At 56.9% G+C, this 22,284-nt stretch carries 17 protein-coding genes, 1 tRNA gene and 2 rRNA genes (1 of these 20 running past the window's edge); 7 read left to right on the plus strand and 13 right to left on the minus strand.

Annotation, left to right across the window (positions count from 1 at the left end):
• Nucleotide 1: 1 nt before the first annotated feature.
• The 6 genes from CRO62_RS16090 to CRO62_RS16115 are packed head-to-tail and all read right to left on the minus strand — an operon-like array spanning nt 2 to nt 6,144.
• The gene (locus tag CRO62_RS16090) at nt 2-1,819 is read right to left on the minus strand and encodes a methyl-accepting chemotaxis protein (RefSeq protein WP_097100871.1); all 1,818 of its coding nucleotides are present in this window, start codon (nt 1,817-1,819) and stop codon (nt 2-4) included.
• Nucleotide 1,820: 1 nt separating this feature from the next.
• Entirely contained in the window at nt 1,821-2,366 is a 546-nt protein-coding gene (locus CRO62_RS16095; RefSeq protein ID WP_003514184.1) for a chemotaxis protein CheW, read from the minus strand.
• Entirely contained in the window at nt 2,363-4,330 is a 1,968-nt protein-coding gene (locus CRO62_RS16100; protein WP_097100872.1) for a chemotaxis protein CheA, read from the minus strand. The genes CRO62_RS16095 and CRO62_RS16100 overlap by 4 nt, the downstream gene beginning before the upstream one ends.
• The gene (locus tag CRO62_RS16105; protein WP_013636814.1) at nt 4,327-4,695 is read right to left on the minus strand and encodes a response regulator; all 369 of its coding nucleotides are present in this window, start codon (nt 4,693-4,695) and stop codon (nt 4,327-4,329) included. Before CRO62_RS16105 ends, CRO62_RS16100 begins: the two co-directional genes overlap by 4 nt.
• On the minus strand, nt 4,692-5,018 hold the full coding sequence (locus tag CRO62_RS16110; protein WP_097100873.1) for a hypothetical protein: 327 nt from the start codon (nt 5,016-5,018) through the stop codon (nt 4,692-4,694). Before CRO62_RS16110 ends, CRO62_RS16105 begins: the two co-directional genes overlap by 4 nt.
• Nucleotides 5,011-6,144: an HD domain-containing phosphohydrolase gene (locus tag CRO62_RS16115; RefSeq protein ID WP_284180555.1), complete on the minus strand. Its 1,134-nt coding sequence runs from the start codon at nt 6,142-6,144 to the stop codon at nt 5,011-5,013. Before CRO62_RS16115 ends, CRO62_RS16110 begins: the two co-directional genes overlap by 8 nt.
• A 427-nt stretch (nt 6,145-6,571) precedes the next feature.
• On the opposite strand from CRO62_RS16115, the gene CRO62_RS16120 reads away from it, so the two are divergent.
• Together CRO62_RS16120 and CRO62_RS16125 are read left to right on the plus strand one after the other, a co-directional pair.
• A complete protein-coding gene (locus tag CRO62_RS16120) occupies nt 6,572-7,936 on the plus strand; it encodes an LLM class flavin-dependent oxidoreductase (protein WP_097100875.1) in 1,365 nt (454 codons plus the stop codon).
• A 12-nt stretch (nt 7,937-7,948) separates the two neighbouring features.
• On the plus strand, nt 7,949-8,464 hold the full coding sequence (locus CRO62_RS16125; protein WP_097103067.1) for a flavin reductase family protein: 516 nt from the start codon (nt 7,949-7,951) through the stop codon (nt 8,462-8,464).
• 23 nt (nt 8,465-8,487) lie between these two features.
• On the opposite strand, the gene CRO62_RS16130 is transcribed toward CRO62_RS16125, so the two are convergent.
• Nucleotides 8,488-9,408, minus strand: a complete 921-nt coding sequence (locus CRO62_RS16130; protein ID WP_097100876.1) for a LysR family transcriptional regulator — start codon at nt 9,406-9,408, stop codon at nt 8,488-8,490.
• A 129-nt stretch (nt 9,409-9,537) separates the two neighbouring features.
• Between CRO62_RS16130 and CRO62_RS16135 the strand changes: the two genes are divergently transcribed.
• From CRO62_RS16135 to CRO62_RS16155, 5 genes are all read left to right on the plus strand, one after another.
• The gene (locus CRO62_RS16135) at nt 9,538-10,578 is read left to right on the plus strand and encodes an aromatic ring-hydroxylating dioxygenase subunit alpha (RefSeq protein ID WP_013636820.1); all 1,041 of its coding nucleotides are present in this window, start codon (nt 9,538-9,540) and stop codon (nt 10,576-10,578) included.
• Between the two features lie 139 nt (nt 10,579-10,717).
• Nucleotides 10,718-12,679 (plus strand): DUF2817 domain-containing protein, encoded by a 1,962-nt coding sequence (locus CRO62_RS16140; protein ID WP_097100877.1) that lies wholly within the window; start codon nt 10,718-10,720, stop codon nt 12,677-12,679.
• Between the two features lie 71 nt (nt 12,680-12,750).
• Nucleotides 12,751-13,545: a transporter substrate-binding domain-containing protein gene (locus CRO62_RS16145; RefSeq protein ID WP_003514202.1), complete on the plus strand. Its 795-nt coding sequence runs from the start codon at nt 12,751-12,753 to the stop codon at nt 13,543-13,545.
• Nucleotides 13,546-13,683: 138 nt separating this feature from the next.
• Nucleotides 13,684-14,391, plus strand: coding sequence for an ABC transporter permease (locus tag CRO62_RS16150; protein WP_035198759.1), 708 nt, complete (start codon nt 13,684-13,686; stop codon nt 14,389-14,391).
• 4 nt (nt 14,392-14,395) lie between these two features.
• A complete protein-coding gene (locus CRO62_RS16155) occupies nt 14,396-15,082 on the plus strand; it encodes an ABC transporter permease (protein WP_097100878.1) in 687 nt (228 codons plus the stop codon).
• Between the two features lie 155 nt (nt 15,083-15,237).
• Here the strand turns inward: CRO62_RS16155 and CRO62_RS16165 are convergent, their stop codons facing one another.
• From CRO62_RS16165 to CRO62_RS16190, 6 genes are all read right to left on the minus strand, one after another.
• Complete coding sequence (locus CRO62_RS16165; RefSeq protein WP_097100879.1) at nt 15,238-16,659, minus strand: FAD-binding oxidoreductase; 1,422 nt, start codon at nt 16,657-16,659, stop codon at nt 15,238-15,240.
• Entirely contained in the window at nt 16,656-17,777 is a 1,122-nt protein-coding gene (gene hisC, locus CRO62_RS16170; RefSeq protein WP_097100880.1) for a histidinol-phosphate transaminase, read from the minus strand. Before hisC ends, CRO62_RS16165 begins: the two co-directional genes overlap by 4 nt.
• A 41-nt stretch (nt 17,778-17,818) precedes the next feature.
• Nucleotides 17,819-18,928 carry a 2Fe-2S iron-sulfur cluster-binding protein gene (locus CRO62_RS16175; protein ID WP_097103069.1) on the minus strand — a complete coding sequence of 370 codons (1,110 nt, stop codon included), beginning with the start codon at nt 18,926-18,928 and terminating at the stop codon, nt 17,819-17,821.
• A 539-nt stretch (nt 18,929-19,467) separates the two neighbouring features.
• Nucleotides 19,468-19,544, minus strand: a tRNA-Met gene (locus CRO62_RS16180).
• Nucleotides 19,545-19,790: 246 nt separating this feature from the next.
• Nucleotides 19,791-19,905: ribosomal RNA gene (gene rrf / locus CRO62_RS16185) — 5S ribosomal RNA — on the minus strand.
• Nucleotides 19,906-20,125: 220 nt separating this feature from the next.
• A 23S ribosomal RNA gene (locus tag CRO62_RS16190) occupies nt 20,126-22,284 on the minus strand (it continues 648 nt past the right edge of the window).

Consider the following 22,284-nt stretch of genomic DNA (forward strand, 5'->3'; position numbering starts at 1 on the left):
GTCACGCGCTTTCGCGGAAATCCGCGTCGTCAGCATCGGGACCGCCCATGGACATATCCAGTGCGAAACCTTTGACGCGGGCTTGCTGGGCGCTGACGGTATTGCCCGTCTGCGGTTTGCGAACGGGGGCCGGCTTCATCGCCGGACGCGTGGCAGCAGGCTTTGCGGAAGGCCGATGCGCAGCCTGTGCGGGGCGCGACGAGACGCTTGAGGTATCCACCTTGAAGAAGGCGATACTGCTCTGCAACTCTTCGGCCTGTGCGGCCAGCTCTTCCGAAGTCGCAGACATTTCCTCCGAAGCGCCGGAGTTCTGCTGCGTCACCTTGTCAAGCTGCTGGATTGCCTCGTTGATCTGGGAGGCGCCGATATCCTGCTCACGGCAGGCGGCGGAGATTTCGGCGACCAGCTCGGCGGTCTTGCGAATGTCCGGCACCAGACGGTTCAGCATGTCGCCCGCTTCGGTTGCCACCTGCACGGTCTCGCCGGAAAGCGAGCTGATCTCGCTGGCAGCAGCCTGGCTGCGTTCGGCGAGCTTGCGCACTTCCGATGCCACGACAGCAAAACCCTTGCCGTGTTCTCCGGCGCGGGCCGCCTCAACGGCGGCGTTCAGCGCCAGAAGATCGGTCTGGCGGGCAATTTCCTGCACGATGGAAATCTTCTCGGCGATGGTGCGCATGGCGACCACGGCGCGGTTGACGGCTTCACCACTGGCTTCGGCGTCCTTGGACGACTGACGCGCGATCTTTTCCGTCTGTGCGGCATTGTCGGCATTCTGCTTGATGTTGGCAGCCATCTCTTCCATCGAGGCCGAGGCCTCTTCCGCAGACGATGCCTGCTCGGTCGCGCCCTGGCTCAGCTGTTCGGAGCTGGCCGACAATTCCTGGCTGCCGGAGGACACGTTGTCCGAAGCGGAAAGCGCATCGGCGACAATGCCACGCAGGCGCTCAACCATCCGTTCCAGCGCAAGGCCGAGAGTATCCCTGTCGGACAGGGGTTTCGGCATGACGGTAAGATCGCCATCGGCAATCCGGTCGGCAATGCCTGCCGTATTGCGCAGATTGCCCGTCATCGTGTTGATGCGCTCAACGAGATCCTTGATCTCGTCATTGGTCTTGATCTCGACATTCTGATCGAGATCGCCGATCGCAACCGCCTCCGCCACGGTCATGATCTTGCGCAATCCGCTGCTGATGCCGAGCGCGATCCAGAATGCTGTCGCGATGGCGATGAGCACGGCAACGACCGATGCACCAACGAGCAGGGTGCGGGTCTGCTCATAGTCGTCCGCCGCCAATTGCTTCGATTCTTCAAGACGGTCACGGTTCATCTTGACGCCCTCGCCCAGTTTCCCGGTCAGGGCATTGGCAGCGTCACGGCCCTTGCCGGACGAGTACGACGCGGCGAGCGACGTATTGCCCTGCGCAACCAGTTCCCGGACGTGATCATCACTGGCCTCGAAAGCCTTGGTGATGGCCTGCAGATCCGTCCAGAACGCACGCGTCTCGGCGCTGGCGGTGGCTGCCATATCATTCAGCATGGCCGTCAACTGGTCGCGACTTTCGTTACCGGCTGCCTTGAAAAGCTGGGTTTCCTCCGGCGAAGCAGCAAGGATGATATTCTTCTGCGACCGGACAGTCGCCAGCGCCAGTGCGTTCATCTGGTGAACCTTGTCGAGGCGCACGACGGTGCCGTCGACCACATCGTCCATGGCATTCTTGGCGATACCGAGGCTGTAGATGCCGTAGCCGGCCGTTCCGGCAAGCATCAGGATCAGAAAGCCGAAGGCAACCGCCAGCTTCATCTTGATTGTAAATCGCATCTCAATGCTCCTTGGAAAGTTCGATGACGTTGCCACGCGCGCTGGACGAAACCGGTCCGGACTCGCGATGCCCCGTGAAAATTGCTGTCAGATTTGGAAGAATGACGAACTCGCTGCCGCGTTTGATGAGGCAATGGATGTAATCCGCCCGCCACCGCATGCCGACGCTCGGCGGCGGTTCGCTGGCTGCCCGGCTGAACGTGGTCACCTCGTTGACCTTATCGGTCCTGATGCCGATCAATGCCGGCTCGCCATCGAACGGCAGTTCTATGACGACGATACGGCTATCAATGGTTCGCTCGGTGGCTTCCATGCCGAAGGCAAGACGGATGTCGGCCAGAGGGATGACCTTGCCCCGGAAGTTGATAACACTCGCCACGAAGGCTTTAGCACCGGGCACGGCGGTTTCGGGCAGAAGATCCAGAATTTCCCGGACCTTCACCGCCTCGATGGCGAAGGTCTCGCCCGCGATGTTGAAGGTCAGAACTTCCACGGCGTCGGACACGCCCCAAAATTCGTCCGTCTGCTTCAAGAGAGACTGGTTCATCCCGCGGCCCGCAATCGCGCCTCCTGTTGTTGCCCCGCCATCACCAGATGGGCGACATCGAGGATAAGGGCGACATTGCCGTCACCGAGGATGGTCGCGCCGGAGAATGTCGCGACGTCATGGTGCAGTTTCGACATGGCCTTGATGACCGTCTGGTGATCGCCGATGATCTGGTCGACCACAAGCCCGACCCGCTCGGAGCCGGTGGAAATGACGACGATCTTCTGGAACTGATCCGGCTTGGTTCCGGTGTTGAACAATTCGCGCAGGCGAATGAAGGGAACGAGGCTCTCGCGCAGTGAAATGAAGGACCGGTCCCGCGAACGAATATCGTCGTCAGGCGACAGTTCGAGGCATTCCTCCACCGCCGGCAGCGGAATGACGTAGCAACCATTGCCGACCCGCACCAGCAGGCCGTCGATGATGGCCAGCGTCAACGGGATCGCCAGCGAAACCTCCGAACCCGCGCCCGGCGTGCTGGTGACGCTGATCGTGCCGCGAAGGGCCTCGACACTCTTCTTCACCACATCCATGCCGACACCACGGCCGGAAAGACTGGTGACTTCAGAGGCTGTCGAAAAGCCCGGCTGGAAGATCATCTGCAGCAGTTCCTGATCGCTGACTTGCGCGTTCGGAGCCAGAAGGCCGGAAGCCTCCGCTTTTGCCCGGACGCGCTGGCGATCGATGCCGCGGCCATCGTCACGGATGGTGATCGTCACATCACCGCCCGACTGGCGGGCAATGAGGGTGATCCGCCCCATCGCCGGTTTGCCGGCCGCCACACGCTCATCGCTTTTTTCGAGACCATGGTCGCAGGAGTTGCGGACAAGGTGCACGAGGGGATCAGCCAAGCGTTCGATCACCGCCTTGTCGACCTCTGTGCCTTCGCCCTCGGTCTCAAGCTCGATCTGTTTGCCCGTTTCCCGTGCCAGGTCATGGATCAGACGGCGGAACCGACCAAAAAGCTGGGCGATCGGCACCATTCGCAAGACCATCATCGTATCGCGAAGTTCTCCGGAAAGACGCTCGACATCCTCCGAAACAGAGCGCAAAAGAATATCGACGCTGCTACCCGCCAGCTGCGAAAGGCGGGACTGGGCAATGACGAGTTCACCGACCCGGTCCATCAACTCGTCAAGTCTTTCAGCAGGCACCCGCACGTTTTCGGCCGCCTTGCCGCCCTTCGGATCGGCGGCGACCTTTCTCGCTTCCGGCATAATTTCGGAAACGGGGGGCTCTTCTTCAACAACCGCTTCGATTGCGCGGATATCGATCTCCATGTCATCCATCACGAAGATGAAAACGTCCTCGATTGCCGATTGCGGCTGCTCGGTCGTCAGCCGGACTGTCCAGCCCAGATGGAGATCGGTCGGATTGAGGGCATCGAGAGACGGCACTGTCGAGGTGTCCGCGACGATTTCACAATCACCGAGTTCGGCCAGCTCATCAAGAAGACCAAGCGGATTGGTTCCGTTTGCCATCGCATTGACGGGCAACCGGAACCGGATTTCCCAAGTGGCAGCTTTTGCCTTTGCCTGCTTCCTGGCGAGATTCTGCGCCGGAACATGTGTCAGGACACCGCCATCGCCACGAGTGCCGACTGCCGCACGAAGCTTGGCGAGCAGCTGCTCTCCAACATCGCCCTGTACGCCGTGCGGATTGTCGACCAGCGCCTGCATATGATCCTGCGCTTCGAGAACGGCTGCGACCAGTTCGCTGGTTGCCGGAACCTCGCCCTTGCGCACCCGGTCAAAGGCGGTTTCGCAATGGTGGGTGAAGGCGGCAAGCGCCTCGAACCCGAACATTGCCCCGGACCCCTTCAATGTATGCAGTCCGCGGAAAACGGCGTCGATCTGATCCTGATCGGTCAAATCGTGAAGCAGATCGAGAAGGCCACCCTCGATTTGCTCGAAAAGCTCCGCAGCCTCCGTTCTGAAAACCTGAATAGGGTCCAGCGTCGTCATTTTCCGAGGACCTTTCTGACGATCTTGACCAGATGTTCAGCATCGAAGGGCTTGGTCAGCCAGCCGGTGGCACCGGCGGCCTTGGCGCGCGCCTTCATGTCGGCATCGGATTCCGTGGTCAGAAAGATGATCGGAATGCCGGTATGAGCCGGAGATTGCCGAAGCGCTTCGATCATCTCGAGACCATTCATGTTCGGCATGTTGAGATCAGTGACAATAAGGTCGAAATTCGCGGCCTTCGCCTTGGCAAGACCGTCCTGCCCATCAACGGCCTCGGTAATCTGGTAGCCGGCGCCTGTGAGGGCGATCTTCGTCGTCATGCGAATGCTGGCGGAATCGTCGACCGTTAAAATATGTGCGCTCATGATATGTCCTTTCCATGCAACCAGAACTGGCGGGAGGCTTCATCCATCCGCGACAGGAAACCGCCCCGCCGCAATGTCTGCAAAACCTGACCGTCAGCCGGCTCTTTCAATGTTATCGTCTTGTTGTTCTGCGCCGCGAAATTGCGCGAGGCTTCCATCAGCTGCACGAAGCTCAAATCCGCATCCGCATCCTTCGGCACCTCGACCACCAGCGTGTCGGTGTCTTTGAGACGGTCGAGAAGAAGACCGTGTGCCGGCGCAATCGACCGTATGGAAAGCGCCTGCGGCATCTTCAGTGTGTCATTCGTAGTTTCATCAAACATGGGGAGCCTCCCGAACGGCTTCGGCTTGCATGCCGCCGTCCGCCCTGATCGGTTGTTCTTCCGGTGTTTCGAGGCTCGGCACTTCGATCTCCAGAACGTCGTGACCCGTCATGAGCCTCTCGATCAGCGTCCATTGGCGCTGGAACGCCGCGACGCAGGCGGGATCGAAATGGCTGCCGCTCTGCGCGACAACATGCGCATAGGCCTCTTCGGTTGACCACGCCTTCTTGTAAGGACGCTCGGAGCAGAGAGCCTCAAAGACGTCGGCAATGGCGACGATACGGGCTTCCAACGGAATGCCATCACCCGACAAGCCGTGTGGATATCCCGTTCCATCCCATTTTTCGTGATGGCCGCCTGCAATCGCCTCGGCTATGCGCAGCAGGTCCGATGAACCGTTTTCGAGAATCTGCACACCGATACCGACATGTTTTCGCATTTCGGTGATCTCATCAGGCGTCAGGCGACCCGGCTTCAGCAGCACGCTGTCGGAAATTCCGATCTTGCCGACATCGTGCAAGGGGGCCGCGAGATAGATCATGCGGCAATGCTCGTCATCGAGGCCGAGATCCTTCGCCATCAGCATGCTGATTTGCGCGACGCGGGAAATATGGTCGCCGGTGTGGCCGTCGCGGAATTCGATGGCCCGCGCCAAGCGCCAGATGATTTCCTCTTCGCGGGCCGCGAGTTGGCGGGTGGCCTTGCGCACCTCATCCACAAGGCTGCGCGCCTGTCCGGCAAGATCGCGCTGCGCCTTGCGCAAGGCGAGAAGGTTGCGCACCCGCGCCTTCAGCTCCACCGGGTCAAAGGGCTTGTGGATGAATTCCGTGACACCGCTCTCTATCGCTTCGATAAGGACAGGCCGGCCTCTTTCCGATGTGATCATGATGACAGGCACATGAGCGAAATGCTCATACGTATTCAGTGCCTTGAGGAGCTGTATGCCGTTATATTTCGGCATCGTATAATCCACCACAAGTAGATCGACCGCATTGTTGCGGCAGAATTCCAACGCCTCCGTGGGATCGGTGAAGCCCACGATGGTGCCGACATCCGGAAGCCCGCGGACCGTCGCTTTCAGGGCAACAAGAATCGACTTGCTGTCATCGACCAATACGATTTGCACTTGTCCTCGCTATCATTGGATTGCGGGCGAATAGACGCGCGAACTCCTCGGCTTTCACCGAGCGAATTCAACGGATCTGGAAACATTTTTTTGGGAAAAGACGACCGCGTCATGTGGTCATGAAAATGAAGCGCCTGCGCGAAATTCGCCTGCGAAGACAACTTCTTATATGAATAAATTGACCAGATGTTGGTTAACAGCGACTTAAGTGTGACTTATGAATACTTATAGTGAAGCGCCATCATCAGGCCTTCCAACGGGAATGTGATCCCGTGGCGTGGCGCCGCAGCCTCTCGGGCTGATGCGCAGACGCGCCACTAATCCTTGTTAGTATTTCTAACCTACGGAGAAGATTTCGGCCGATTGTTGCAACGTTGATCCTCGAATAGCCTGAGACCAGAATTGGTATCAGGCAAAAGAGGGAACGATGTCGAAACGGCAGGACAAGATCAAGCTCGGAACCTTTGTTTACACGTTCGGCTTCCATGCAGCCGCATGGCGGCACCCGGCAAGCAAGGTAACGGCAGCAACCGACTTCAGCCACATGTTGAATGTGGCCAGAATTTCTGAAGCTGCCAAATTCGATTTCATGTTCCTCGCCGATTCCGCTGCGGCTGCCGTTGGTGACCCCGACGCCCTGGCGCGCAGCCCGACCAAGCAGAACCGGTTCGAACCGCTTTCTCTCATCTCGGCACTTTCGGTGATGACGGAAAGACTGGGTTTGGTCTCGACGGTATCGACGAGCTATTATGAACCCTTCAATGTCGCCCGGATTTTCGCGTCTATCGATCAGCTGAGCCGGGGACGCGCCTGCTGGAATGTCGTCACCTCCGATCATGACGAGACCGGCTACAACTTCAATCGTCAGGGTCTCGATCCTCACGCCGTCCGTTACGAGCGCGCGCAGGAATTCATCGACGTAGTGTTCGGCCTATGGGACAGCTTTGAACGCGATGCCTTGCTGCTCGATCGCGAAAGCGGCGTTTATTATGACAAGGACAAGCACCATACCCTCAATCATGTCGGCAAGCATTTTCAGGTGCGCGGCCCCCTCAACATTGCGCCTTCCGAGCAGGGGCGGCCTGTTATTGCTCAGGCCGGCGGCTCCGAGGCCGGAATGAACCTTGCTGCACGGACGTCTGAAATCGTCTTCAGCCTGGCATCCAACATCGAGAGCAACAGGGCTTTCTACCAGAACGTCAAAGCACGTATGCCGGCATTCGGTCGCGATCCCGAAGATCTCAAGGTCATGCCGGGAATTGTCGTCAATGTCGGGGAGACCGAGGCCGAAGCGAAGGCAAAAGTCGATTTTCTCATCGACAGCCTGCATCCGGACGTGGGTCGGTTGATGCTTTCGGAGTTCCTCGAAGCCGACCTTCGTGGCGTCCCCCTCGATCAGCCATTTCCGATGGACCGGCTGCCCGCCGAACCGAAGGGCTCGCGCAAGATGTTCGACCAGCTCGTCGAGTTCGTCAAACAGGGACAGACAGTGGGACAATTGATCCGCCACTACGCCGAACGCCACACCGGAAACGGAATAACCGGGACACCAAAACAGATCGCCGACTACATGGAAGAGTGGTTCGAAACCCGTGCCGCCGACGGTTTCATTCTTATGTTCCCGACACTTCCCGCAAGCCTGGAAGATTTCGTCCGCCTTGTCTTGCCGGAGTTGCGGCGGCGCGGACTGTTTCGTGAGGAATATGAAGGATCGACGCTGCGCGAGAACCTGGGGCTTTCGATGCCTGCCAACCGTTACACGGCCGCCAAAGGCAATAGAGAGCGCATCTGAAGGATGCCGATCATGGTGGACCAGATGAAAATGCAGGTGCCGTCTCCGGGCGCTGACCTCTTCAAATCCTCCATGCGGAATCTGGCGGGTGCCGTTTGCGTCATCACGACAGGCACGGGTAAAACACGAACCGGCTTCACCGCAACATCCGTCACAGCACTTTCTGCGGATGGCCCGACGGTGATGGTCTCGCTCAATCGCGGGTCCTCATCCTGGGAAATCGTCGAGAAGGCGAGACGGTTTTGCGTCAACGTCGTCGCTGAAGGTCAGGAAAACGTCGCCCAATCATTCTCGGGTTTTAATGGCCTTAAGGGTGCCAGCCGCTACGATGGCGCCGTCTGGCACGCGATGGCGTCAGGCGGCCTTGCGCTGGATGGCGCTCTGGCAAGTCTGGACTGCGAACTCGAAGATGCGATTATCCATCGATCCCATGTGATCCTGATCGGCCTCGTCCGGTCGATAAGGACGCATGACGATGCCCGGCCACTTCTGTACTGGCGCGGAGAATATCAACACATGCGAAGGTGACATCCCGACCGGTAGGCCCTTAGTCACGCACTGCGGTTCGGGGACGATGCGACAGACTGCTTTTTCGCGATCCCCAACACCCACATATGAAATTCTCTTCCGTAGGGCTTATCGAAAACGGAACGATCCCATGCCAGATAGTAGCTCTCGGGAAGCGGAAGGCGGATGTCGAAAGGGACAACAAGAGTACCGGCCTGCAACTCGTCCTCAATCATCGAGACCTGAGCCAGCACGAATCCGTGTCCGTTGACCGCAGCGTCGATTGCGTTGCTCGACAGCGCGAAAAACAGGCTCGAGAGTTTTTCATTCACGGTCGCGCCAACCAGCTGCGCCCACTCGCTCCATTGTGGCGGGCGGCTGTAATGGGCTTCCCACTCGATATTGAGCAAAGGGAATTTGAGAAGGTCGGCGGCCGCTGATAACGTCCGTCCCCCGAGTAGACGCGGCGAACATGCGGGAACCACCCAATCCGTATAAAGCGGCACGAAATGCGCGTGCACCTCTGCCCGCTTTCCATAGGTTATGCGGAAATCGCTCTGGCCGCCCGACAGGCTGGGTTCGTCATCCTTGCCGATGATACGGACATTGGCTTCGGGATAGAGGGCCTGCCACTCGAAGATCTTGCGGCCGATCCACTTGTTCACCACCGAGCTGAGCGCAGTCAGCACGATGCCGGTCTGGCTCCGCGCCCGTTCGAGAACATCAACGGAATGATTGAGCTGGCTGAAGCCTTTGGCAACTTCCTTGTGAAGAAGAACACCCCAGGACGTCAGTTCCACCCGGCGCCCGATACGTTCGAGAAGCGTAACGCCGAGATGGTTCTCAAGCTTGCGCACCTGTTGGCTGATGGCACTGGGTGTTACGCCCAGTTCTTTGGCAGCCGTGCTCATCGTGCCGCACCTTCCTACGGCTTCGAAAGCTTGCAGGGCATGGAGTGGGGGCATAGCCAATAGAGTATCTCCAGTTCTGCTTTTTGTTAAGTTTTTCTAAACAAAAACGCAACGAAAATCCGCTTGTCCCGCATCGCAACAAGGAAAATACTGTTCCGATTAAAGCGAGAACGGGGGAAGAAAATGTTTCTCAAGAATGCTTGGTACGTCGCCACCTGGGATCACGAAATCGGACGAGACCTGACACCCGTAACGATGCTCGGCGAAAATATCGTTCTTTATCGTCTTCAGAACGGCAAGCTTGCAGCGCTTGAAGATGCCTGTCCCCATCGCAAGCTCCCCTTGTCCATGGGGCGTATCAAGGGCGATGACGTCGAATGCGGCTATCACGGACTGACCTTCGACTGTTCCGGCGCCTGCACCCGCGTGCCGGGTGCAGAGCGTATTCCACATGTGGCCTGCGTCCGCTCCTACCCGGTGGAGGAACGTTACGGGCTCGTCTGGGTCTGGATGGGTGAGGCCGCGAAAGCCGATCCCGCAGAGATTTTCCATGTCGAACATTTCGGTGATCCGTCCTGGGGCGTCAATCGCGGCGAGTCGATGACGATCAACTGCAATTACCTCTACATGACGGACAATCTGCTGGACCCATCCCACGTCGCATGGGTGCATCAGAGCTCGTTCGCCAGTTCCGCCTGCGAAGAAACACCATTGGAAACAACGGTGAAAAGCGATGGCGTCGTCGTCTGGCGCTGGATGCTGGATTCGGATCCAGCCCCCTTCTACGCACCGTTCCTGCAATTTGAGGGGAAATGCGATCGAAAGCAGCATTACGAGGTTCGCTACCCCAGCAATGCCATCATCAAGGCCATCTTTGCACCATCAGGCTCCGGTGGCGAAGGCCGCGAATTGCCGGCCAACACGTTCTTGATGGACAGCTACAATTTCATGACGCCAGTCGATGAGAACCGCACGAAGTATTACTGGTTTCAGATGCGAAATTTCGCGCCCGATGACCCGGACGTTTCAGCGCGCTTCGCGACATCCGTACGCGGCGCATTCGAGGAAGACCGTGTCGTGCTGGAGGCGGTCCATCACGGGATCGCGAACAAGAAGACGCCAAACCTCGATCTGAAGATCGATGTCGGGCCGCTGCGGTTCAGACGCAAGCTTTCACAGATGATCGATAGCGAGACCATGAATGTCGTCGCTGCCGCGGAGTAAGCGCCTGCGCCGGAATGACTAACGATATGGTCTTCGCCTGCTCAGATGGGTCAGGCGGAGATGGCAAAAAAATAATAACCGGGAACATAGCTGGTGATCGGCAAAAGCCGACGCCAGCCACAAATCGGGAGTATCCTTGATGCGCCACATCAGGCAGCCTGAGCTCTATTCAGTGGACTATAATGTGCTGCGGCAACGTTTTCTTTCCGCCGCGCGCCGGTCGAATGCTGCGTTGTTCGAATACAAGCATCCACTGCATGGCCCAGGTGGAGAGCACCTTTTCACGGATGTTGCATATCTGGGCGAACGCAACGCGTTAAAAAAACTCGTCATCTTGTCCGGCACGCACGGAATTGAGGGGCAATTCGGATCGGCTTGCCAGGCTGAATGGCTTGCCGCAAACAACCCGTTACCGCTTCCTCCCGATACGGCTGTGGTGATGATCCATCAGATCAACCCGTGGGGAACAGCATGGAGCCGACGGGTCAACGAGGACAATGTCGATCTCAACCGCAACTTCGTTGACTGGAAGAGAGCCGTTCCACGAAACGAACGATACGCCGCACTCCATGATGCATTTGTCTGCGCCGAGTGGGATGGGCCCGATCGTGACCGTGCCGATCAACTGCTGAGAGATGCCAAGGCCGCTTTAAACGGTCACGCCGGGATCGCCGCGATTGTCGAAGCAGGCCAATACGACTTTCCAGACGGACTGTTTTATGGCGGCAACGGCCCGACATGGTCGAACCGCACCCTCAACGATATTTTGAGCACTTTCGTCAGTGGCGCGTCGGATGTCATCGTCTTCGATCTTCACACCGGTGCAGGCCCCTACGGATACCCCGCGCTGCTATCCGTGGCGGAAGAGGACCATGCCGGTCTGGAATGGGGCAGGAAAACCTATGGACACGCACTCGCGGTCGTGATGACCGGCAAGGGCGCAACGACCGATACCGGCATTGCGGCAACGGCTACGGGTTACGTTTCAGCAGCGGTCTGCAAATCCTTGCCGGAGAGCCGCGTATTGCCGCTGGTAATCGAATGCGGAACCCTTGAAGGCCCGGTGGTGATGGACGCCGTGCAGGCCGATAACTGGCTGCATCTTTTCGGGAATATCGAATCTCCGCTTGGGCAGAAAATCAAGAAGACGCTGAGAACTGCGTTCATTCCTGACGATCCCGAATGGCAGCAGAACTGTCTTGGGACAAGCTTGCGATATTTCGACCGCGCGCTGACCGCACTTGCCTCGGTTACTCCCCCGGCTTCAAAGGGCGCAACCGCTCCGGCTTTGGTGAGCGACTGGCCACCGGCCGTGCCTGTCAACACCAAACGCCATGAACGGCCAGCCGTTGAAGTTCATGATCTCCACAAAAGCTTCGGCACGCACGAAGTCCTGTCGGGCGTGGGGCTGAGTGCCGATCCCGGCGAAGTCGTTTCCATGATCGGCTCGTCAGGTTCCGGCAAGAGCACGTTTTTGCGCTGTATAAACCTGCTCGAACAGCCCAGCAGTGGAACGATCGTCGTTGATGGCGAGGAAATACGAATGAAGGGCGGAGCGAATGGCCGTTCGCAGCCAGCAGACATGCGCCAGGTCGAAAGAATTCGCGCCCGCGTGGGAATGGTATTCCAGAACTTCAATCTCTGGCCCCACATGTCCGTGCTTGAGAACATCATCGAGGCTCCCGTCCATGTTCTTGGCGAGCGTCGCCAGGATGCAATCGACCATGCCCATCAGTTGTTGAAGAAAGTGGGACTGTCGGAAAAGCATGCCCAATATCCCGGGCAGCTTTCCGGCGGCCAGCAGCAACGTGCGGCCATCGCAAGAACACTGGCCATGCGGCCAAAAGTCATCCTCTGTGACGAACCGACATCCGCTCTCGACCCCGAACTTGTGGGAGAGGTGCTGCGCGTGATCCGTCAGCTGGCAGAAGAGGGCAATACCATGATCCTCGTGACGCATGAAATGCAGTTTGCGCGCGAGGTATCGCACAAGATTCTCTTCTTACACAAAGGAAAGGTGGAGGAAGAGAGTACCCCGGCGGAATTGTTCACCAATCCGCGATCGGAACGCCTGCGTCAGTTCCTGTCGCGAACGTTATGACGTGATCCGCTGTGCCGGCGCTGTGTCCGGCAAATCAAACCTAACAAATAACCAAATAGGGGAATTCGCATATGAATCTGAAAGTCCTGTCACTCGCCCTGCTTCTTGCAGGCGTCAGCACGGCGCACGCTGCCGAAGGCGAATTGTCGATCGGCACAGAAGGTGCCTATCCACCATGGAGCATGGCCGATGCTGCCGGCAACGTAACCGGCTTCGACGCCGATGTCGGCAACCTGCTCTGCACGAAGCTCGCCGTGAAGTGCCGCTTCGTCGTGCAGGCCTTTGATGGCCTGATCCCTGCCCTCAAGGCGAAGCGCTTCGACGTCATCATCTCCGGGATGTCGATTACCCAGGATCGAAAAAAGGAAATCAATTTTTCGGTCGGATACGCTGAGCTGGCAAACATGTTCCTCGTTCCCAAGACGTCCGATCTCGCCGGCATCAAGGATATCGACACTTTGCTGAAGGGCTTGGACGGCAAGACGATCGGCGTTCAAACCGGCACGACGCACGCCCATTTCATCGAAAAGCGGGTGCCGAACGCCAATCTCAAAACCTACGACACGCTTGACAATATGCAGATCGATCTCGCAAGCGGCCGCGTTGAGGCAGCATTTGCAGACGCCTCTGCACTTCAGGATTTTCTCGCCAAGCCCGAAGGCAAGGACTTTCAGTTTGTCGACGTGAAAGTTCAGAGCAAATTCGATTCCACCCTCGGCGAAGGGATCGGCGTCGGGATTGCCAAGGAGAACACCGAGCTGAAGACGAAGATCGACAAGGCACTGTGCGAGCTCGTCGCGGATGGTTCGATCGGCAAAGCGAGCCAGAAGTGGTTCAAGATGGATATCTCCAGACCCTGCAACTAAGACGCCTGCCCCGCTCTTCCCAGAAGTGCGGGGCAACCACTCAATCGCAACCTGACAGGGTGCGCACGGTCGAAGACGCTGACGATGTCCGCTGCCGAAAAGGCAAGGGAGTGCGCAGCAAAACCCAGGGCAAATCCAATGGAGTCTAGTCTGATCCTAGTTTGGCAGGGTGGTTGGATAAGAGCCATTCTGCAGGGGGCCGCAATAACGATTGCCGTCGGTACGGTCAGCATGCTTGTCGGTGCGTTGATCGGAACCTTGTGCGGGGTCATCAAGTGGGCGCGGATATTCCCGCTGACACTTGTGGTAGACGCCTATACCTCTCTTGTGCGGGGGGTGCCGGAACTGCTTATCATCTATCTGCTGTTCTTTTCTTCCGTGCAATTCGTGACACAGGTTGCCACAGCTTTCGGATATGCTGCCCTTGCGGACAGCGGATATGCCTTCATCATTGCCATCATTGCCATCGGTACGATTTCAGGCGCCTACTCGACCGAGGTTATCAGGGGAGCATTGGCTTCCATCCCTACGGGACACATAGAAGCTGCGCGCGCACTGGGGATTCCCGGGCGCCGCATCTTCAGGCGCATCATCATCCCGCAAATGCTTCGCATTGCCATCCCCGGTATGAACAATGTCTGGCAGACAACCATCAAGGACACGGCACTGGTATCGGTTGTCGGGCTGCAGGAACTGATGCGCGCCGCCTCGGTTGGCGCCGGTAGCACCCGCAATCCCCTGATTTTCTTTCTTATCGCAGCCGTCGTGTATTTCGCGATCACCATCATAAGCCAGGCTGGCTTCGACAGGGTCGAACGCCTGGTGAGACTAAGGGCGAGGAAGTAACGCGATGGATATCGAATTTCTGGAAACATCGATGCCTTTCCTCTTGAAAGGACTTTCTACAACGGCGACCATAACCGCGATATCTGTCGCGATCGGTTTCAATCTCGGCCTTGGTCTTGCGCTTATGCGGCTGTCCGAAAACCGTTTCCTTGCCGGGTTTGCAAAATATTACAGTATGGTCTTTCGCGGGACGCCGCTGCTTGTACAACTTTTCCTGTTTTACTACGGGCTTAGCCAAATTGGCTTTATCAAAGGCAATGCCATAACGTGGTGGGTGATTAGTGATGGTGCGCGCTGCGCGGTCATGGCGATGGCGCTCAACACAGCCGCCTATACATCGGAGATTCTGCGAGGCGGATTATTATCGGTTCCCGCGGGTCTCAAGGAAGCGGCCAAAGCCACGGGAATGTCACCATTTATGCGTTTCCGCCGGATCGAATTCCCGCTCGCCATTCGCCAGGCTCTGCCGGCTTACGGCAATGAGCTGATCCTCGTCGTCAAGGGTACGAGCCTTGCCTCGACAATCACGGTTCTCGAGATCACGGGATATGCAAAGCGCCTGATGAGCCAGACATTCGCGATTTTCGAGGTTTTCGCCCTGGCCGGTGCCATCTACCTCGTCATCAACCTCACCCTCGTCATGCTCATCCGCATGCTTGAGGCACATCTGATGCGTCACGAAGCGCGCTGAAGGCCATTAGTCTCGAACCTTATGACTGCCTGTCACCCGCATCGATGGACTCTATCGCCACCTGGACAGCCAAAAAAATGGCGTTCTGGCGAACTGAACCGTAGCCTCCTATGTCGTGTCAGCGCCGCGCGCCTAAAGAGCGTGGCGTTGCCATCTCAGCCGGTGACTTTGCCGGGGTTAAGAGTGCGTCCGCCATCGATTGCGGCCTTGATCTGCGTCATCAAGGCAAATTTTACCGGGTTGGCTGTCTCCCGCAACGCATGAATGCGTTTGGAGCCGATCCCATGTTCCGCCGAGAACGAACCACCCGATTGCGTCAGGTCGCAGTAGAGAACGGATTCGATGGCAGCAATCTTATCGGGCGTCAGGGCTGTCCCGGCGACATTGAGAACAATGTGAAGATTGCCATCGGCAATGTGGCCGAAGAGGTAGGGATCGAGACCAGGATCGATTGATCGAAGCTCCGGTACACAACGAGCCACATATTCCCCGATCTGCGACAAGGGGACGGAGACGTCAAAGGACGGCGCAGCCGGATATCTGCGATAGATAAGGTCCGTGTCCTCCCTCAGACGCCACAACTCTGCTTCCTGCGCCTTCGATGTTGCGACGACAGCGGACATGTTCGGATACGTCTCATACAGCTCCTCGTAAATCCGGCCGAGCTCCATCTGAAGCTGTTCCTCGTCACCGCCGCCCAGAGACATGATGAGGTTGACGGGATAGTCAGGGGCATAATCTGCCGCCGACCAAAGGTGCTCGCCCGCCGTCAGGGAGAAAAACGAATTCCAGATCGCTTCCGCCGCACGCATGTGGCCATACCTCACGGTCAACCCCAGCCTAGTTGCCTCAAGAGCCGCTTCAACGGAGGGAAACCCAAAAAGTGCGGTGGCGGTTGCTGCGGGAACCGGCTCCAGCTTGATGGCAACCCTTGTCACGATACCAAGCGTACCCTCGGCCCCGATGAAGAGATGCTTGAGATCGTATCCTGCGGCGTTCTTCACCACGCGGGTCAGGTCGGAATATATCGAGCCATCAGGCAATACGACTTCCAGCCCGAGCACGCGATGTCGCATCACCCCATATCGAAAAGCAGAAATCCCGCCGGCATTTGTCGAGACCATTCCGCCAATCGTGGCAGAACCACGCGATGGCAAGTCGATGCCTGGCTCGAGACAATGCTCCGATGCGGCCGCCTGCAACGCTTGAAGCGTAACCCCCGCCTCCACAACGGCAACCCGCTCATCGGGATAGATTTCCACGATCCGGTTCAGCCGGGCGGTCGACACCACGATTTGACCGGGGACGGACACACCCCCGCCAACAAGCCCGGTTCGGCCACCCTGTGGTACAACCGATATACCATGGGCAACCGCAGTTTTTATGATCGACGCAACCTCGTGCGGAGATGAAGGGAAAGCAACCGCGTCCGCACCGAAATTCGCAGGCGTTACGCCATAATCGAGATTGGCAACGGCATCACCGCGTTTCAGGTTCGGCATGCCGATAATCTGGTCGATTTCATTGAGAAACGCGGCGGACAAATCCCGTGTCGAGGCGGTATTGTGTTCGATCATGACGCAACTTTTGCCTCGGAACGCTTGTCTTTGAGTGAGCGTAACGCTTCAAGAAAACGGTCGTTTTCCGCAGCAAGCCCGACGGTCACACGAATGAAGCTGGCGAACTCCGGTTCTTTCCAGGGTTTGACGATGACGCCATGGGACAGGAAATGATCGAAAGCGATCGAACTGTCGCAACCAACATCGATGAAGAGAAAATTCGTCTGAGAGTCCGGAACGAAAAGATCAAGCGAGGCGATCGCCGCAGCCATGCGCCTGCGCTCCTTGACCACGCTTTCGACTGAAACCCGCATCCAGTTTTCGTCATCGAGCGCGGCAACTGCGGCCAATTGCGCGGCTGCATTGACGTTGAACGGTGTCTTTGCAGATGACATGGCCTGTGCCAGCCGCTCATCTGAAGCCACGGCATATCCGACACGCAACCCAGCCAGCCCATAGGCCTTCGAGAAGGTTCTGAGCACGACCCAGGAGATAGCGCTGTCAGCCAGTGTCTTAAGCCCATCGGGCGTATTCTCGTCGCAGAATTCGAAATATGCTTCGTCGAAAACAAGCAACGTCTCTTTCGGGACAGCTGCAATGAGGCTTGAGAGCTGATCCTGTCGCAACGCCGGGCCCACGGGATTGGAAGGCGAGGAGATGAAAAATATCGATGGCTTTTCACGCAATGCGGTCGTCATCGCCTCAAGATCGAACCGAAGATCTTTCCTCATCGGTACCTTGAGAATTTTTGCGCCGTTGGCCTTGGGTTCGATTTCGTGAAGGCCGAAACCAGGTATCATCGCGACCACGGTAGCATCCGGACGCAGGACCGCGCGACAAACGGCAGCGATCATCTCTTCGGAGCCGTTTCCAATGACAATCCGGTTTCCGGCAACGCCGAGCTTTCGACTGAGCGCATCACGCAAGATCACACAGGCAGGATCCGCATAGCGGGAAGGGTCGAGACTGGCCAGCGCAGCGGTTACCTTCGGAGAGCAACCATATGGATTCTCATTGCTGGCAAGGGCCGCAATATCGGTCAAACCCGTCTTGCCTCGCGCAACGGCGATATTCATTCCAGCATTATAAGGCGGGAGTTCAGCAACGTGCGGGTTGAGTCTGAGTGTATCGGCCATGAGTTGATCTCGCTGATTTGGACAAAGGCTGGAATCTGGTTTCAGAGGTCGAGTACGACTGAACTCACGGGCTTGGAACAACAGAGGAGAATCTGCCCGGATGGCACGTCATCCAGCGGCTCTTCCACATATTGCACGTCGCCGGACACAAGGCCCTGGACACAGCTGCCGCAGACACCTGCGCGACAGGAGAATGCTGGCTCAATACCCCGGCTCTCCAGAAAGCTCAGGATGGATACCGAGGCTGAATCCCACTCGAATCTGGCATTTGACTTTCCAAGAACGATCTCGATGCCTGAATATTGCGGGTCTGGCGCCACCGGAGCGGCGTTGAGGCTGAGGTTTGCTTCCTTCTTCGGCTGCGATGGCGAAAGCAGGGAGGCAGGCCCGAAAAACTCGTAGGCAATCTTGCTTTTCTCCAAGCCGAGGGAGAGGAGCAGGTCATACATCGCCTGCATGAACGGCGGTGGTCCGCACATATACACTTCGTAATCGTCCAGCGGCAGAAGCGACTGCAAGGTCTCCCGAGTGATGAAACCGGTGGAATGGAATAGCGCGGCTTTGGCATCCTCGTCGGTTGGAAAACGATAACAGTAATGAATATGGACGTTGCTGCGCTGTTCAGCGAGCGCCCGTACTTCTTCACGCAGCGCATGGGTAGCAGCCCCGTCGCAGGCATGGACGAACCAGACGGGCCGATCGCTTTCCGCAACCAGGACCTTCAACATGGAAATCGTAGGTGTCAGCCCGACGCCACCGGACAAGAGAATAACCGGTCGCTGACTGACCTTGTCGAGTTTGAAGGCACCACGCGGCCTGTCAATATGGATGACCGCACCCTCTTCAACGGCGTCATGGAGCCAGCACGAAACAAGACCATCGGCCATATCGGGCGTTAAAGCGGCCTCCCGTTTCACGGTAATACGATAGACCCCGACCTCATTTGGTCCTGACGAAACCGTGTAATTCCGGACAAGCGGTTCTTCGCCTTCGGGATGCGGTATCTGGATTGTCAGAAACTGGCCCGCCTCAAAAGTACACCAATCCGCAGGATCGACAGGCGTGAGGTAAAAAGACGTGATCGTGGCACTCTCGCGCACCTTGCGCTTTACCTCGAACGGGCGAAAACGTGGATCCAGGCGGGTCGTCATGATTTGCTTGTCCTGATGATTGCAATATCCGGAAATCTGCAGATCGCCTCGAGAGCCCTCCCCGTGAGATCGATCAAGGCTTGCTTCAACCTGCAGACGATCAAAGGTTTTCGCGGGAGGCAGAACTTCCTCAAAACTCGCTGGCAATTTGGTCTTCACCAATTTGCAGCCCCAAGGCCTCACCTCAATTTATCCCTCTGACAAATCTCATTATTTGCGCGTCAACAAAGAGAGACAATCCCGCCACTGATGGGTTTTTGTTTAGAAAAGCTAAACTATGGGAGATTTGAATAGGCGCGAGCAACTCTGAATTTGCGCCCTCGTTTTTGCCGGGATACGACAAAGCAGAACGTGATCGTCAGAACCAATCGTTAGATAGAGTTGCAGAGTGCTCCGGGAGCAGGATATGGGCCTAGCTGCACACTATCAGAGCCCGTGAGGGATATACCGCCGGCAAGTCATTTGCGGTATCCAACGCCCTAAACGCAAAACGCCCTCCGGGATGGGAGGGCTTTGTTGTTGATAGTCTTAGAAGATATTGGTTGCGGGGGCAGGATTTGAACCTGCGGCCTTCAGGTTATGAGCCTGACGAGCTACCGGGCTGCTCCACCCCGCGTTACCATCGCATTCGGCTCTGCCGAATGTCGCGCTTCCGTCTTTGCTTTAGCGAAGACGGATCTGTTTGGGGTCAAATTGCCGAAGGCGATTTGTCTCCTTTAAGGGACGCACCGTAATTGGGTGACCGATTTGTTTCGGCACATTGTGCGCTGCATTATTATAGCATAAAGGCCGCTTCAGCGGCCTTTTGATTAGGGCTTGAAGCCCTTTTTGTGACTGAGAAGATATTTGTTGCGTTTTGCAGACCTGGCAGCGACCTACTCTCCCGCGTCTTGAGACGGAGTACCATTGGCGCTGGGGCGTTTCACGGCCGTGTTCGGAATGGGAACGGGTGCAGCCGCCCCGCGATAACCACCAGGTCGGCAAAACGCAACACAGTTCATGTTTTCACATGAGTGTTGTTTCGAGAAGCTGGGAAGCTTGCGCTTCATTTAATTTAACACGTCTTTCTGCGACCCATCCGTATGTTTGCCATACAGACCAGAGGTCGTCGCGCCCTGTGGCGCGGCCCGTCCGGAGCGCTATGCGCGTCAGGACAGAACAGATGATGCTCATCTTTGATGAGCATGAACAATGGGAACGAAGAAGTCGATCGAGCTATTAGTAACGGTAAGCTTCACATGTTGCCATGCTTCCACACCCGTCCTATCAACGTGGTCGTCTTCCACGGCTCTGATAGGGAACACTCGTTTTCAGGTTGGTTTCCCGCTTAGATGCCTTCAGCGGTTATCCATTCCGTATATAGCTACTCTGCTATGCCCTTGGCAGGACAACAGATCCACCAGAGATACGTCCATCCCGGTCCTCTCGTACTAGGGACAGATCCTGTCAATATTCCTACACCCACGGCAGATAGGGACCGAACTGTCTCACGACGTTCTGAACCCAACTCACGTACCGCTTTAAATGGCGAACAGCCATACCCTTGGGACCTGCTCCAGCCCCAGGATGCGATGAGTCGACATCGAGGTGCCAAACAACCCCGTCGATATGGACTCTTGGGGGTCATCAGCCTGTTATCCCCGGCGTACCTTTTATCCGTTGAGCGATGGCCCTTCCACACGGGACCACCGGATCACTATGACCGACTTTCGTCTCTGCTCGACTTGTCAGTCTCGCAGTCAGGCGGGCTTATGCCATTGCACTCGACGACCGATTTCCGACCGGTCTGAGCCCACCATCGCGCGCCTCCGTTACTCTTTCGGAGGCGACCGCCCCAGTCAAACTACCCACCATACACTGTCCCGGATCCGGATAACGGACCGCGGTTAGACATCCACGAAGATAAGGGTGGTATTTCAAGGATGGCTCCACAAGAACTGGCGTCCCTGCTTCAAAGCCTACCACCTATCCTACACATGCCTTGGCGAATGCCAGTGTAAAGCTATAGTAAAGGTGCACGGGGTCTTTCCGTCTGACCGCAGGAACCCCGCATCTTCACGGGGAATTCAATTTCACTGAGTCTATGTTGGAGACAGCGGGGAAGTCGTTACGCCATTCGTGCAGGTCGGAACTTACCCGACAAGGAATTTCGCTACCTTAGGACCGTTATAGTTACGGCCGCCGTTTACTGGGGCTTCAGTTCAGAGCTTGCACCCCTCCCTTTAACCTTCCAGCACCGGGCAGGCGTCAGACCCTATACGTCGTATTGCTACTTCGCAGAGCCCTGTGTTTTTGATAAACAGTCGCTACCCCCTGGTCTGTGCCACCCCATCATACTTGCGTAAAATGGGGTCACGCTTCTTCCGAAGTTACGCGTGCAATTTGCCGAGTTCCTTCAACATAGTTCTCTCAAGCGCCTTGGTATACTCTACCTGACCACCTGTGTCGGTTTCGGGTACGGTCTATACGGTGGAGCTATTTCCTGGAACCTCTTCGCCGCACATTCAATCCAGTAAGAATGTACAACACACGAGATCCGTCACTACCACCAGGCCCACGAATATTAACGTGGTTCCCATCGACTACGCGTGTCCGCCTCGTCTTAGGGGCCGGCTAACCCTGCTCAGATTAACTTTAAGCAGGAACCCTTGGTCTTTCGGCGAGGGAGTCTCTCACTCCCTTTATCGTTACTCATGTCAACATTCGCACTTCCGATATCTCCAGCAGCCCTCACGGGTCCGCCTTCACAGACTTACGGAACGCTCCGCTACCACGCAACAGTCACTACAACTGTCACATCCTCAGCTTCGGTGCATGGCTTTAGCCCCGTTACATTTTCGGCGCAAAGACCCTTATTTAGACCAGTGAGCTGTTACGCTTTCTTTAAATGATGGCTGCTTCTAAGCCAACATCCTGGTTGTTTTGGGATCCTCACATCCTTTCCCACTTAGCCATGACTTGGGGACCTTAGCTGGAGGTCAGGGTTGTTGCCCTTTTCACGACGGACGTTAGCACCCGCCGTGTGTCTGCCGACTAGTACTCCTCGGTATTCGGAGTTTGGTTAGGATCAGTAAGACGGTGAGTCCCCATAGCCCATCCAGTGCTCTACCCCCGAGGGTATTCGGTCGACGCTCTACCTAAATAGATTTCGCGGAGAACCAGCTATTTCCGAGTTTGATTGGCCTTTCACCCCTAGCCACAAGTCATCCCAATCTATTGCAACAGATACGGGTTCGGCCCTCCAGTTGGTGTTACCCAACCTTCAGCCTGCTCATGGCTAGATCACTCGGTTTCGGGTCTAATGCAACTAACTCAATCGCCCTATTCAGACTCGCTTTCGCTGCGCCTACACCTAC

Origin of the sequence: Rhizobium sp. AN6A, from assembly GCF_900215635.1 — a bacterium.
GTDB lineage: Bacteria > Pseudomonadota > Alphaproteobacteria > Rhizobiales > Rhizobiaceae > Agrobacterium > Agrobacterium tumefaciens.